This window comes from Lysobacter sp. OAE881, assembly GCF_040546665.1.
In the GTDB taxonomy this organism is placed as follows: Bacteria; Pseudomonadota; Gammaproteobacteria; order Xanthomonadales; family Xanthomonadaceae; genus Lysobacter_J; species Lysobacter_J soli.
The window spans coordinates 257,321-271,383 of record NZ_JBEPOG010000001.1 but is presented as its reverse complement, the minus strand read 5'-3'; the positions used below and the strand labels follow the sequence as shown (position 1 = coordinate 271,383).

General features: G+C 69.0%; 10 protein-coding genes. 6 read left to right on the top strand and 4 right to left on the bottom strand.

Annotation, left to right across the window (positions count from 1 at the left end; all coding sequences use genetic code 11):
• Positions 1–21: 21 nt before the first annotated feature.
• Both ABIE51_RS01255 and ABIE51_RS01250 read right to left on the bottom strand, forming a co-directional pair.
• Positions 22–957, bottom strand: coding sequence for a hypothetical protein (locus tag ABIE51_RS01255; RefSeq protein WP_192631937.1), 936 nt, complete (start codon positions 955–957; stop codon positions 22–24).
• Between the two features lie 78 nt (positions 958–1,035).
• Positions 1,036–1,773, bottom strand: coding sequence for a glutamine amidotransferase (locus tag ABIE51_RS01250; protein ID WP_354503169.1), 738 nt, complete (start codon positions 1,771–1,773; stop codon positions 1,036–1,038).
• Positions 1,774–1,902: 129 nt separating this feature from the next.
• On the opposite strand from ABIE51_RS01250, the gene glyQ reads away from it, so the two are divergent.
• From glyQ to ABIE51_RS01225, 5 genes are all read left to right on the top strand, one after another.
• Positions 1,903–2,826, top strand: a complete 924-nt coding sequence (gene glyQ, locus ABIE51_RS01245) for a glycine--tRNA ligase subunit alpha (protein WP_192631936.1) — start codon at positions 1,903–1,905, stop codon at positions 2,824–2,826.
• 196 nt (positions 2,827–3,022) lie between these two features.
• A complete protein-coding gene (gene glyS / locus ABIE51_RS01240) occupies positions 3,023–5,098 on the top strand; it encodes a glycine--tRNA ligase subunit beta (RefSeq protein ID WP_192631935.1) in 2,076 nt (691 codons plus the stop codon).
• 104 nt (positions 5,099–5,202) lie between these two features.
• A complete protein-coding gene (locus ABIE51_RS01235; RefSeq protein ID WP_192631934.1) occupies positions 5,203–7,086 on the top strand; it encodes an autotransporter assembly complex protein TamA in 1,884 nt (627 codons plus the stop codon).
• A 7-nt stretch (positions 7,087–7,093) separates the two neighbouring features.
• Entirely contained in the window at positions 7,094–11,038 is a 3,945-nt protein-coding gene (locus tag ABIE51_RS01230; RefSeq protein ID WP_192631933.1) for a translocation/assembly module TamB domain-containing protein, read from the top strand.
• Positions 11,039–11,123: 85 nt separating this feature from the next.
• On the top strand, positions 11,124–11,633 hold the full coding sequence (locus ABIE51_RS01225; RefSeq protein WP_192631932.1) for a GNAT family N-acetyltransferase: 510 nt from the start codon (positions 11,124–11,126) through the stop codon (positions 11,631–11,633).
• Positions 11,634–11,941: 308 nt separating this feature from the next.
• Here ABIE51_RS01225 and ABIE51_RS01220 read toward each other — a convergent pair whose 3' ends face one another.
• Both ABIE51_RS01220 and ABIE51_RS01215 read right to left on the bottom strand, forming a co-directional pair.
• Positions 11,942–12,370 carry a GFA family protein gene (locus tag ABIE51_RS01220; protein ID WP_354503164.1) on the bottom strand — a complete coding sequence of 143 codons (429 nt, stop codon included), beginning with the start codon at positions 12,368–12,370 and terminating at the stop codon, positions 11,942–11,944.
• The gene (locus ABIE51_RS01215) at positions 12,367–13,584 is read right to left on the bottom strand and encodes a sialidase family protein (protein WP_192631931.1); all 1,218 of its coding nucleotides are present in this window, start codon (positions 13,582–13,584) and stop codon (positions 12,367–12,369) included. The genes ABIE51_RS01220 and ABIE51_RS01215 overlap by 4 nt, the downstream gene beginning before the upstream one ends.
• A gap of 121 nt (positions 13,585–13,705) precedes the next feature.
• On the opposite strand from ABIE51_RS01215, the gene ABIE51_RS01210 reads away from it, so the two are divergent.
• Positions 13,706–14,059 (top strand): putative signal transducing protein, encoded by a 354-nt coding sequence (locus ABIE51_RS01210; RefSeq protein WP_192631930.1) that lies wholly within the window; start codon positions 13,706–13,708, stop codon positions 14,057–14,059.
• Positions 14,060–14,063: the final 4 nt, after the last annotated feature.

Below are 14,063 nucleotides of genomic sequence, written 5' to 3'. Positions count from 1 at the left end.
CGGGCTGCGGAAGCGCGTCGCTTACAGCTCGATCTGGTGATTGTTCGACGACGACGGCGGCGGCGGGCCGTTGCCCTGCGTGTCCGCCGGAGCGCAGACGTCGCGCCACAGGTAGTACATGACGCCGAACATCACCACGTACATCACCACCATCAGCGCGAGGTACAGCGGCAGGATCAGCGCCGCGCCCAACGTCGGATGGATGATCCCGCCGATAAGCCCGACGATGCCGAACACCGCCGCGAGCACCAGGCCGACGGGGATCGAGGCCAGCACGATAACGACGGCCAGCAGCAGGATCGGCAGCAGGTTCTTCGCCGTGCCGACGACGCCGTCGGCCATCGCCAGCCGCACCGGACGACGGCCGAGCGCGACCTGGCCGAAGCCGATCGCGTACACGCCGGACAGGAACAGGAACAGGATCGAACCCAGGCCGAGCAGGCGGCCGAGGCCTTCGGGTGCATCGGGCACCTGCGCCGGATCGATGCGGCCGTTGCCCGCCGCCTGCAGCGTCATCACCTTGGTCAGCCAGTCGAGCAGGCCGTCGCCGAAGACGGTGATCAGCGCGACGCCGATGATCACGTAGTACAGCGTCATTAGAAGGCCGAAACCTATCAGGCGCCCGGCATCGCCGCCGTGGCGGAACGGCTTGAAGACGTCGCTCGCCGAGGCGGGACGGGCGTGTTCGGTGTCGTCGATCAGCCGCAGGAAGCCGCCCATGAAAGGCGACAGCAGCACGATCGACAGCAGCTGCGCGCCCGCGGCGACGGCCATGGCCCCGTTCGCGTCGGGCTGCAGGACCGACAGCACGGCCAGCTGCAGGAGGCTGGGCAGCGTCGCCACCATCATCAGGATCGCCGCCGCGCCGAACACGGCGCGCGCGTTGTGGCGACCGAGGTTGATGCCGCGCTTGAGCCAGGTCAGCCCGGACAGCGGGCCGGTTGCGTGAGTCGTCATGAGGGAAGGGTTTCGATGGTGACGCGTGGGGGAATGCGCGCGATCGCGTCGCGCGCATGAAGGGTGATGCCGGAAACCTCAGTGCCCGTGCAGGCCGCGTGCGTGGCGCACGAAGCGCCGCAACACGCGCCGCGCGTGCGGCGTGGCGCTGACCGCGCGCGCCAGCGACTTCGCGCAGCGGCCTTCGCCGTGCAGCGCGTCGCGTCGCGCGTGGACGTAGCCGCGCATGTGCGTGGCGCTGAATTCGGGATGGAACTGCACGCCCCAGGCGCGTTCGCCCCAGCGGAACGCGTGGCAGTCGTCCTGGCTCGATTTCGCCAGCACCGTCGCGCCCTGCGGCGCGCGCAGCACGGTCTGCAGGTGCGTGGCCTGTGCCGCGAACTGCGCGGGCAGGCCCTTGAACAGCGGGTCTTCGTCCGCGTGCGGATGCAGCTGCAGGTCGATGGTGCCCATCTCGCGACCGGTCGGATTGACGCCGACCTCGCCGCCGAGCGCGTGCGCCAGCAGCTGGTGGCCGTAGCAGATGCCGAACAGCGGCATGCCTTCCTGCGCGGCGTCGCGCAGCCAGTGCGCGCTGCGTTCGCTCCAGTCGCGTCGCTCGGTGACCATCGCGGCGCTGCCGGTGATGATCGTGCCGGCGAAACCTTCGCGCGCGGGAAGTGCTTCTCCGGCTTCGACGTTCACCACCACCGCCTCGTCGGCGTCGAGCCCGGCGGCGACGCGGATCCAGTGCGGAAATCCGCGATGACGACGCATCGAAGCGACCGGTTGTCCGGTCTCGAGGATGAGGAAGGGCCGGGTATGTCGGGTGTTCACGGCGATACGGACACTGGCGTTTCGGAAGAGGTGCGGGCCGCGCCGCCGACCCCGCGGAAGTGCGAAAAAACCAGCGGCATCAAGGCCCGCGGCTATACTAACCCGCTTTGCGGGACCCCCACCGAGACCATGGCCGCACCTACCTTCCAGGGACCGACTTTCCAGGAACTGATCCAGCGCCTGAACGCCTACTGGGCCGACCAGGGCTGCACGCTGATCCAGCCGCTCGATCTGGAGGTCGGTGCCGGCACCTTCCATCCGGCCACGTTCCTGCGGGCGCTCGGTCCGGAGCCGTGGAATGCCGCCTACGTCCAGCCCTGCCGTCGTCCCACCGACGGCCGCTACGGCGAGAACCCCAACCGCCTGCAGCGCTACTACCAGTATCAGGTGGCGATGAAGCCCAGCCCGGACAACATCGTCGAGCTGTACTTCGATTCGCTCAAGGCGCTCGGCGTGGATCCGCTGGTGCACGACCTGCGCCTGGTGGAGGACAACTGGGAATCGCCGACGCTCGGCGCCTGGGGCCTGGGCTGGGAAGTCTGGCTCAACGGCATGGAAGTCACGCAGTTCACCTACTTCCAGCAGGCCGGCGGCCTGGAATGCCGCCCGGTGCTGGGCGAGATCACCTACGGTCTCGAGCGCCTGTGCATGTACCTGCAGAACGTCGACAACGTGTACGACCTGATCTGGACGTACGGCCCGGATGGCACGCCGGTGACCTACGGCGACGTCTACCACCAGAACGAAGTCGAACAGAGCGCGTACAACTTCGAGCACGCCGACGTCGCCGAACTCTTCCACCGTTTCGACGCGTGCGAAGCCGAAGCGCTGAAGCTGATCGAACTCGGCCTGCCGCTGCCGGCGTACGACCAGGTCTGCAAGGCCAGCCACAGCTTCAACCTGCTCGACGCGCGCCGCGCGATCAGCGTGACCGAACGCCAGCGCTACATCCTGCGCGTGCGCCGCGTCGCCCAGGGCGTCGCCGAGGCGTATTACGCGCAGCGCGAGAAGCTCGGTTTCCCGGTGTTGAAGAAGGCCGCGAAGGCGGCTTGACGTAAGCCCCTCTCCCGCCGGGAGAGGGGTTGGGGCGAGGGTCGGCGAAGTGTTGTCGGTGGTGGCGACGCTTCAATGAAACGCCGAGCGCTGTTTTGCGATCCTCTTTCCACCGCCGACACTTCGCCGACCCTCATCCGCCCTTCGGGCACCTTCTCCCGGAGGGAGAAGGGAAGAGAAAAAACAAGGCAACCGCATGAGCACCACATCCCCCCTCCTGATCGAACTCGGCACAGAAGAACTCCCCGTCAAGGCGCTGCCCGCGCTGGCGCAGGCGTTCTTCGACGGTATCCTCGATGGCCTGGCCAAGCGCGGCGTCGCCTTCGACCGCGACGGCGCCAAGCCGCTGTACACGCCGCGCCGCCTCGCCGTGCGCCTGCCGGCGGTTGCGCTGGAGCAGCCGGAGCAGAAGTCCGAAGTGCTCGGGCCGTACCTCAACATCGCGCTCGACGCCGACGGCCAGCCGACCAAGGCGCTGCAGGGTTTCGCCGCGAAGGCCGGCATCGACTGGACGACGCTGGAAAAGACCACCGACAACAAGGGCGAGCGCTTCGTGCACCGTTCGGTGAAGCCGGGCGCGAGCACCGCCGCGCTGCTGCCGGACATCCTGCGCGACGCCATCGCCGCGATGCCGATTCCCAAGCCGATGCGCTGGGGCGATCACGATTACGGCTTTGCGCGCCCGGTGCACTGGCTGGTGATGCTGCTCGGCAAGGACGTGGTGGACGCCGAACTGTTCGGTACGCGCGCCGACCGCATGAGCCGCGGCCATCGCTTCATGCACGACAAGCCGGTGTGGTTCTCCACGCCGGACGATTACGTGGAATCCCTGCGCGGGGCGAAGGTGCTGGTCGATCCGGACGAGCGCCGCGAGCGCATCGTGCTGGAAGTGACCGACACCGCACGCGCCGCCGGCGGTGTCGCGCGCATCGACGACGGCATCCTCGAAGAGGTCAACGGCCTGACCGAATGGCCGAAGGCCGTCGCGTGCAGCTTCGAGCGCGAGTTCCTCGCCGTGCCGCAGGAAGCGCTGATCGCCACGATGGAGGCGAACCAGAAGTTCTTCCCGGTGCTCGACGCCGAAGGCAAGTTGAGCGAGCACTTCATCGGCATCGCCAACATCGAATCGAAGGACGAGGCCGAGGTCCGCAAGGGCTATGAGCGCGTGATCCGCCCGCGCTTCGCCGACGCGAAGTTCTTCTTCGTCGAGGACATGAAGCAGGGACTGGCGTCGATGAACGACGGCCTCGCGACGGTGAAGTACCAGGACAAGCTCGGCTCCATCGCCGACAAGGTCGCGCGCGTGGCCGCGCTGGCCGAAGCCGTCGCCGCGCAGGTCGGCGTCGATCCGGCGACCGCGCGCCGCGCGGCGGAACTGTCGAAGGCCGACCTGCAATCTCGCCTGGTCGGCGAATTCCCGGAACTGCAGGGCATCGCCGGCCGTTATTACGCCGCGGTGGAGAACGAGCCGCTCGACATCGCGCATGCGATCGACGAGGCCTACATGCCGCGTTTCGCCGGCGACGCGATCGCGCCGTCGAAGCTCGGCCAGGTGCTCGCCATCGCCGAGCGCCTGGACACGCTCGCCGGCGGTTTCGCCGCGGGCCTGAAGCCGACCGGCAACAAGGATCCGTTCGCGCTGCGTCGCAATGCGCTGGGGCTGGCGCGCACGCTGCTGGAAGGCGGCCACGACCTGCTGCTGCACGGGCTGATCGAGCGCGCGCTCGAACTGCAGCCGGCCAGGCACGCCGAGATCGGCAGCTACGACATCACGCAGTTCGTCTACGACCGCCTGCGCGGCTACTACGCCGATCGCGGCGTGGCGTCGATGCAGTTCGATGCGGTGGAAAACGTCGCGCACGATTCGCTGCCCGACTTCGACCGCCGCCTCAACGCCATCGCCGAATTCGCCAAGCTGCCGGAAGCCGCAGCGCTGGCCGCGGCGAACAAGCGCATCCGCAACATCCTGAAGAAGGTCGAAGGCGACGTGCCGTCGAACGTCGACGCCGCACTCTTTGCCGAGAACGCCGAGCGCGAACTCGCGGAGGCGGTGGACGGCGCCATCACCGACACGGACCCGCTGCTGGAATCGCGCGATTACGTCACCGCGCTCGGCCGCCTCGCTCGCCTGCGTCCGCAGGTCGACGCGTTCTTCGACGGCGTGATGGTGAACGTGGACGACGCGGCGGTGCGCAACAACCGCCTCGCGCTGCTCAAGCGCCTGTCCGATCGCCTGGGCAGCGTCGCGGCGATCGAACACCTGTCGATCTGACGTCGCGCGCCGGGCCCGCGCGGCCCGGCATCGCGGCGCGCGTTCGTGCGCGCCTACACCGACCGTTAACCAGCCTCGCCGCACGCCCCGGTTATCCTCCCCGCATGCCGACCTTCCCCCGCGTCCTGGCCATCGCCGCGCTGCTGCTTGCCACCGCCGGCGCGGCGCATGCGGCGAAGGTGAAGGCCGTGGACATCCGCGGTCTCGACGAAACCAAGACGGCGAACGTGCGTGGCGCGCTGTCGGTGGTCGACGCGATCGGCGAGGAGCTGCCCGGCCGGCGCCTGGCGTACCTCGTGCGTGAGGCCGAGGACGAAACGCGCGAGGCGCTCGAACCGTTCGGTTTCTATTCGCCGAAGATCGAGATCACGCGCGAAGGCAACAGCGATACCGGCGTCACCGTCACCGTCAACGTGACGCTCGACGAACCCGTGCGCGTGCGTCGCGCCGACATCGCGATCATCGGCGACGGCAGTGACGATCGATACCTGTCGCAGGACCTGGCCGCGTTCCGCCCGCAGGCCGGCGACGTCTTCGACCACCAGCTGTACGAGGCGAGCAAGACGCGCATCACGCGCCGCCTTGCCGAGCGTGGTTATTTCGATGCGGATTTCAGTTCGCGCCGCGTCGAGATCACGCGCGCCGAGCGCGCCGCCGACATCGACCTGGTGTGGAGCAGCGGCGGGCGCTACGACATGGGCCCGATCGAGATCGAGCAGACGCCCAACGCGATCATCCGCGACAGCCTGCTCGACAAGCTCATCTACTGGGAACAGGGCAGCTACTACCACCAGGGCAAGCTCGACCGCTTCCGCGAATCGCTTGCGCGGCTGGACTACTTTTCCAGCATCGAGATCGAACCGCGCCCGGACGACGCCGTCGACAACCAGGTGCCGGTGACCGTCACGCTGACGCCGGCCAAGCGCACGATCTACACCGCCGGCTTGAGCTACGGCACCGACAGCGGCCCCGGCGTGCGCCTGGGCATGGAGCGCCGCTACGTCAACGATCGGGGCCACAAGGCGCTGGGCCAGATCGACTGGGCGTCCAAGCGCAAGACCGCGACCGCGCAGTACCGCATCCCGGCGTTCGCGTGGCTGGACGGCTGGTACACCTTCAGCGCGCAGTACTACGACGAACAGACCGACTACATGGATACGCGCAAGGTCGAACTCGTCGCCAGCCGCAGCGGCCAGGTCAGTCGTCGCCTGACGCTGATCGCCGCGCTGCACGCGTTGCGCGAACGCTGGGCGTATGCGGCCTTCGAAGGCGGCGCCGACGGTCCGGATCCGGGCACCGACGAAGCCAACAACGCGAACGAGGACGACGAGCTCGTCACCACCGCCTACAACTACGCGACGTTCCTGTATCCGTCACTGCGCGCTGAATACATCGACACCGACGACCGCATCTTTCCGCGCCACGGCATCGGCGTGACGCTGGAAGTGCGCGGTGGTCTGGAGAACGTCGGATCCGATGCGAACTTCGCGCAGGCCTGGGGCCAGGCGCGCTGGTACCAGGGCATCGGCGCGGGCAATCGCCTGATCCTGCGCGCCGAAGCCGGCGGCACGTTCACCAACGCGCTGGTCAACATGCCGCCGTCGCTGCGCTTCTTCGCCGGCGGCGACAACAGCATCCGCGGTTACGGCTTCCGCGAAGTCGGCCCGAACACCATCGGCATGGACGGCAAGAAGTACGCGATCGGCGGCAAGTACGTCATCACGGGTTCTGCCGAATTCGAGCACTACTTCAACGATGGCCCGTGGGGCGCGGCGGTGTTCGTCGATGCGGGCGATGCGTTCAACAAGTTCGGCGGCGAAGTGTCCGACCCGAACGATCGCGACCAGAACTTCGACCTGCACACCGGCGTCGGCATCGGTGCACGCTGGCGTTCGCCCGTGGGCCCGGTGCGCGTGGACATCGCGCGCGGCCTGAACGATCCGGACTCGGATTACGAGATCTACCTGAACATCGGTGCGACCTGGTGAGGCGCCCATGAGCCAGCCCACTCCCGTCAGCGAAACCCCGAAGGATCCGCGCGAGGCGCGCATCGCCGAACTGCGCGCGCGCCGCTTCGCGCGCATGCGCTGGCTGGCGATACGCGCGGGCATCCTGTCCGTCGCGATCGCGCTGGCCGCCGGCGTGTTCCTGTACTGGCTGCTCACCAGCATCGGCGGTCGCGACCTGCTGCTGGCGCAGATCGTCTCGCGCCTGCCGGAAAACGCGACGCTCTCCTGGCGCAGCGTCGAAGGCCCACTGTCGGGCCCGCTGACGATGAACGGCGTGCGTTTCACCTACGACCGCATGGTGTTCACCGCCGACCGCGTGCACCTGGATCCCGCGCTGCGCCCGCTGTTCCGCAAGCGGCTGCGGCTGGACGCATTGCAGATCGCGAACGCGAAGCTTGAGATCCCCAAGTCCGACGAACCGTTCGAACTGCCGCGCTGGCCCGAGGTGTTGCCGGAGATCGCGCCGCCGCTGGAACTGCAGGCCGACGACGTGCGCGTCGACGGATTCCTGCTCACGCAGGCGGGCGAGAAGCTGATCGACGTGCGCACGCTGCGCGGCGGACTGGATGCGCGCCAGGGCGAGCTGCATGTCGAGCACCTGTTCGTCGACAGCGATCGCGGCCGCTTCAACGTGCACGGCGATTACGTGCCGCGTGACGACTACCGCACCGACCTCACCGCGAGCGCCGTGCTGCCCGCCGCCGACGGCCGTACGCCGGTGCGCATCGGGCTGGTCGCGCGCGGCGATCTGTCGCGCATGAACGTCGCCGTCGCCGGGCACGTGCCGCAACCGCTGCGCGCGAGCCTGACGCTGCATGGTCGCGACGAGCCGAAGTGGCGCCTCGACGCGGATGCCGAAGGCCTCGACATCGGCCTGCTCACCGGCGCGGAAGCGAGCGAGGACGACCGTCCGCTGGTCTTCAGTTTCAGCGCTGACGGCATGGGCGGCGCGGCCGACCTGCGCGGCGAGTTCCGCCAGGGCGACCTCGTCGCCACGGTGCTGCCCTCGAAGGTGCGCCTGGAGAACCAGGTGCTCGACGTGCAGCCGCTCGCGCTGCGCATCTTCGAAGGCAACGCGACGCTGCGCGGCACGGCGGACTTCACCGACGCGGAGAACGCGAAGTTCCGTTTCGCCGCGAACGTGCGCGGCCTCACCTTCGGCGGCGAAACGACGACCACGCCGGCGCCCGCTCCCGCCGCCACGAATCCGCCCGCCAGCGTCAGCGCGCGCAAGCTGCAGAAGGTCACCGCGCCCGCGCCGGCCGCGCAGACCGAGGCGGTCGCGATCGGCGTCGATGCGGACCTCGGCTTCGCGGGCACGATGAAGGCATGGGCGGCGATCGGCAACGCGACGCTGCGCCGCGATGGCACCGAAGCGACCGTCACCTTCGACGGCCGCGGCAACGACGAGCGCATGACGCTCAAGACGCTGCAGGCGCGCATGCCCACCGGCACGCTAGACGGCCACGGCGAAGTGGCATGGGCGCCGTCGCTGGGCTGGAACATCGACGCGACGCTGGCGGGCTTCGATCCGGGTTACTTCGCGCCGGACTTCAAGGGTTCGATCAACGGCAAGCTCGTCACGCAGGGCAGCACGCGCGCCGACGGCGGGCTCGACATCAGCGCGACCGCGAGCAACCTCGGCGGGCGCCTGCGCAACCGCCCGCTCGGCGGCAACGCGAACTTCGCGATGCGCGGCGCGGGCACGGCCGGCGGCGAAACGACGTACCAGGGTGATGTGGCGCTCACGCTAGGCGGCAGTCGCATCGACGCGAAGGGCACCGTCGGCAACGCGCTCGACATCGACGCGAAGCTGACGCCGCTGGTGCTGTCGGATCTGTTGCCCGGCGGCGCGGGCACGTTGCGCGGCACCGCGCAGATTCGCGGCCCGCGCGCGGCGCCGGACATCACGGTCGACCTCACCGGCAGCGGATTGAAGTACGGCGACTATCAGGCGCAGACGCTCACCGCGAAGGGTCGCCTGCCGTGGCAGCGCGGCAGCGGCGACATTGCCGTGCGCGCGACGGGGCTCGACGTTGGTCTGCCGCTCTCGTCGGTCTCGTTGAACGCGCGCGGCGCCGTGGAAGCACTGCAGGTGCAGGGCGACGCGAAGGGCGACATCGGCGCGCTGACGCTGGCCGGCAACGTCGCCAGGCGCGGCAACGCGTGGCAGGGCGCGCTGTCGGCCTTCCAGTTCGTGCCCGTGCGCGGCGCGTCGTGGCGCCTCAACGAAGCGGCGCGTTTCAGCTGGGACGGGCGCAACGGTTCGCTGAGCAACAGCTGTTTCGTCTCCAGCGGTGGCGGCTCGTTGTGTGCGAACGCCGACTGGCCGCGCCGCGGACTTGCGGTGAAGGGCGACGGATTGCCGCTCAGCCTCGCCGTGCCGTACCTGCCCGAGCGCGAGGACGGCCGTCCGTGGCTGCTGCGCGGCGAGATCGCACTCGACGGCACGCTGCGCCCGGTCGGCAACGCGTGGAGCGGCCAGCTCAACGTGCGTTCGAGCGGCGGCGGCATGAAGAACAGCGAGCGTTCGCGTCGCGAAGTGCTCAGCTACGAGAACCTCGTGCTCAAGGCGACGTTCGATCCGCGCCGCATCAACGCCGAACTCGGCACAGCGTTCAACAGCGGCGGACGCATCGACGCGCGCATCGCGACGGGGTGGGACGACTACGCGCCGCTCTCGGGCCAGATATCGGCCAACACGTCCGAGCTCGTCTGGCTGGAGCTGTTCTCGCCCGACATCATGGATCCGAAGGGCACGCTCGATGCGCGGATCACGCTCGGCGGCACGCGCGCGCGCCCGCAGCTCGGCGGACAGGCGCGGCTGACGAAGTTCAGTACCGAAATCCCGTCATTGGCCATCGTGCTGGAAGACGGCGACGTGCGCCTGGATGCCCTGCCCGACGGCACCGCACGCATCGCCGGACAGATCCGCTCCGGCGAAGGCACCCTGCGCGTGGACGGCACGCTCAACTGGCAGAACACGAGCGCGCCGCTGCTGCTCACGGCCAGGGGCCAGAACGTGCTCGTCTCCGACACGCGCGACCTGCACGCCGTCGCGAGTCCCGACGTGCAGGTGCGATACGCCGCCGGACAGCCGATCACCGTGACCGGCACCGTCACCATCCCGTCGGCGAACATCGACCTGGAGCGCCTGGACCAGGGCGTCTCCGCCTCGCCGGACGTCGTGGTGCTCGATCCGGTGAACCCGGAAGCCAGCGCTGCCTCGCCGCTGGATCTCGACCTGACGCTGGTGCTCGGCGACGACGTGCAGCTCAACGGCTTCGGCCTGGAAGGCGGCCTCGGCGGGCGCATGCGCGTGCGCTCGCACCCGGGCCGCGAGATGACCGCCAGCGGCCAGCTGCAGGTGCGCGGCCGCTACAAGGCGTACGGGCAGAAGCTGGACATCACGCGCGGCGAGCTGTCGTGGTCGGGCGGGCCGGTGTCCGATCCGATCCTCAACGTCCGCGCCGAACGCGTGATCGGCGACATCACCGCCGGCGTCGACATCCGCGGCCGCGCGAGTGCGCCCACCGCGACGGCGTGGACCGACCCGGCGACGTCGCAGTCCGAAGCGCTGGCCTACCTGACGCTCGGCCGCCCGCTCGCCAGTGCGAGCAGCGACGAGAGCCGCCAGGTGAACGCCGCCAGCGCCGCGCTGTCGGCCGGCGGCAGCCTGATCGCCTCGCAGCTGGGCGCGAAGCTCGGCCTCGACGACGCCGGTGTCAGCGACAGTCGCACCCTGGGCGGCAGCGTGCTCGGCTTCGGCAAGCACATCTCGCCGCGTTTGTACGTCGGCTACGGCGTGTCGTTGCTCGGTACCGGCCAGGTGCTGATGCTGAAGTACCTGCTGCGCAAGGGCTTCGACGCGCAGGTGGAATCGAGCACGATCGAAAGCCGCGCCTCGCTCAACTGGCGCAAGGAAAAGTAAGCGCGGCCGCGCGCCGCGCTCTCGACTTGCGGGCGCGGATGCGGGATCGTCACCGTTCGACGAAACGTCCTGAAGGGAAACACCGATGCAGGTGCTGGAAACGCAACGCCTCGTACTGCGCGAGATCGAAGCGGCGGACGCGCCGTTCATCCTGGAACTGCACAGCGATCCGTCGTTCCTCGCCAACATCGGCGATCGCGGCGTGCACGACCTGCCGTCCGCCGTGAACTACATCGAGACCAACCCGCGTGCGAGCTACGCGCGAAACGGCTACGGCCTGTGGCTGGTGGTGTCGAAGGAAACCGGCGAGCCGCTCGGCATGGCCGGCATCGTCCGCCGCGACACGCTGCCCGACGCCGACATCGGTTACGCGTTCCTGCCGCGCCACTGGTCGAAGGGCTACGCCGTGGAAGCCTGCACCGCCGTGCGCGACCACGCGATGCGCACGCTGGCGCTGCCGCGTTTGCTGGCGATCGTCTCGCCGGGGAATGCAGCGTCGGTGAAGGTGCTTGAACGCATCGGCCTCACCTTTCGCGATACGGTCCGGATGGGTTCGCAGGATCTACAGTTGTTTGCGATGGAGGCGGGTGCGTAGGGCTGATCGGCGCGGGTTGCCGAGTGACGCGATAGCTACGCTACGGTCGCGACGACAGCAACGCCTTGAGCCCCTCTCCCGTCGGCGACCGAAGGGAGTGCAGAGCTGAGAGGGGTTGGGGTGAGGGGCAACGGAGTGGCAGCGTCGAGCGTTGATTCCGGGACAGCGCTGCGGTGTTGCTGCCACTCCTGCGAAGCTACGGAAAGCAGATGGATTCCAGCTTTCGTTCGGAATGACGAACCAGAGTTCGAAGGGTGACGGCCTGGGTCCCGGCCTTCGCCGGGATGACGACGATTGATTGTGGCTAGTCAGTCATCCGCATCAACGATCCGCACATCCGCAAACCACAGCGTCGTCCACCGCTCGCGCTTTTCGTCCGGCGCCAGCTTCTGCGGCGAGGCCGACTGCTCACCGGCGAACGACACCGCGCCATCCAGCGCGCGCACGTTCACCGCCACATGCACGCGACCTTCGTGTTCATGACGCACGAATGCAAGCACCGCGCAGTGCGCGCACGCGATGAACTCCGCCTGCGCCGAGCCCTGCCGATAGACCGTCGGCTCGCCGCGCAGTCGCACGCGCAGCGCGCCGTGTGGGTCCGACAACCACGCCGCGCCGTGCTTGCGGCAGAAACTGCAATCGCAGGCGCGCGGCGTGTGATCCGACGCCGGTTTCGACAGCGTCATGTCGAACGCGATGCGCCCGCAATGACAACCGCCGTGCAGCGGCGCGTTCACGGCGCCGCCGCGTAACGCGCGCCGTGCAGAGACGGCTTGCCATCGATGACGTCGGTCCAGACGACGAACGCCGTGCCGTCGGCCAGCGCGATCTTCGGCATGCCGGTGCCGCGGCCCTTGCCCTGCAACTTCGCGACATCGCCGCGCTGCAGTTCGCGCGACAGGTCCGGCGCGAAGCGAACGAACCGCAGCGTCTGGCCGTTCGCATCCTCGTCCATCCACAGCGCCCACGCGGCGTGTTGATCGAGCGCCGTGTCGACGCGTCCCTGCACCGCCATCCCGCGTTCGAGCACGACGGGCGCGGCGAACGACGCGCCCGCATCGACGCTGCGTGCGAGTTTCACCGTTGGCGTGTCGCCGGCCGCGGTGTACCAGGCGATGGTGGCGTTCGCGTCGTGCGTCGCGACGGCGGGACCATTGACCGGGCATGCCGGCATCGTCCAGTCGTCGGCGTGCACGCGCGCGGACGCCTGCCATTGCGTGCCATCGCTTCGCACCGCGTGGATGTCGCGCACTTCCGTCGGCGTGCGGCCGCGATACACCAGCAGTGGACCGCGCGCGGTGAGCGCGGCATCGGTCTGGCAGCAATCGCAGGTCATCGCGTCGAGTTCGCGTTCGTCGGCGCGCGCGAGCGATGCGTCGAACACCGCCGTGCGCAGCGTCATCGCGCCGGGTTCATGCTTCGCGCCGGCGGATGCATGGCCGCGGTGCGCCGAATGATCGCCGCCGCCGGTGTTGCGTCCATCCAGCCACGCCACGCCGATGCGGTTTTCGCCGACCGGCCACAGCGAGACGAAGCCGTGTTCGGTCGGCGTGCCGTCGGTGTTGACGGGCGCCGGTTTGGACCACGTCGCGCCGCCATCGCTGGAGCGCGCCAGCACGACGTCGTAGGCGTACTTCGCATTGGCCGACTTGCGCAGCCAGTGCGCCCAGAGCGCGCCGTCGCGCGTGGCCGCGATGTGCGGCGTGTCGGCCCAGTTGACGAACCAGTCGCCACCGCGCGCGATCTCGCGCGGCTCGCTCCACGCGCCGTTCGAGAACCGCGCGAACTTCAGCGTGTGTGCGACTTCGCCACGCGCCGCATCGCCGTGTTCGATCCACGACAGCAGCAGGCTGCCATCGGGTGCACGGATGAGATCGGGCTGGGCGGCGGGGGCCGCGATGGGCGGCAGCGGCCAGGCGCTGGCAGTCGCAGCCGAAGGCCGTTCGTGCACGACTGACTGTGCCGCGGGCTGTGGTGGCGCCGAGGGACTGCAGGCGGCGAGCACGCCAAGGAGCAGCCATACTGGACACGTGGTTCGGGTCATCGCTCGCTCACCAGGGAAGACACACGCAATGTACCGGACCGTCGCCGCCTATCCCGATCCGCTCCTGGCGCACATCGTACGCGGCCGGCTTGAGGCCGAAGGCATCGTCGCGTGGCTCGCCGACGAGCACAGCGTGCTGATGAACTGGGACTGGCGCCTTGCCTTGGGCGGCGTGAAGGTACGGGTCGCGACGGAACAGTTCGACGAGGCGCGCGTGCTTGTTCGCGAACTCGACCTGGGTGCCTTCGCTGTCCTGGCGGACGATCCGGACACACGACTTCCGCCTCCCTGCCGGGAAACATGGTCGAGCCGCTTGGCGTACTTCGCCCTCTTCGTCTTGTACCTGCCCGTACCGTGGTCGCGGCGATCGGCAGGACGCTGACCGT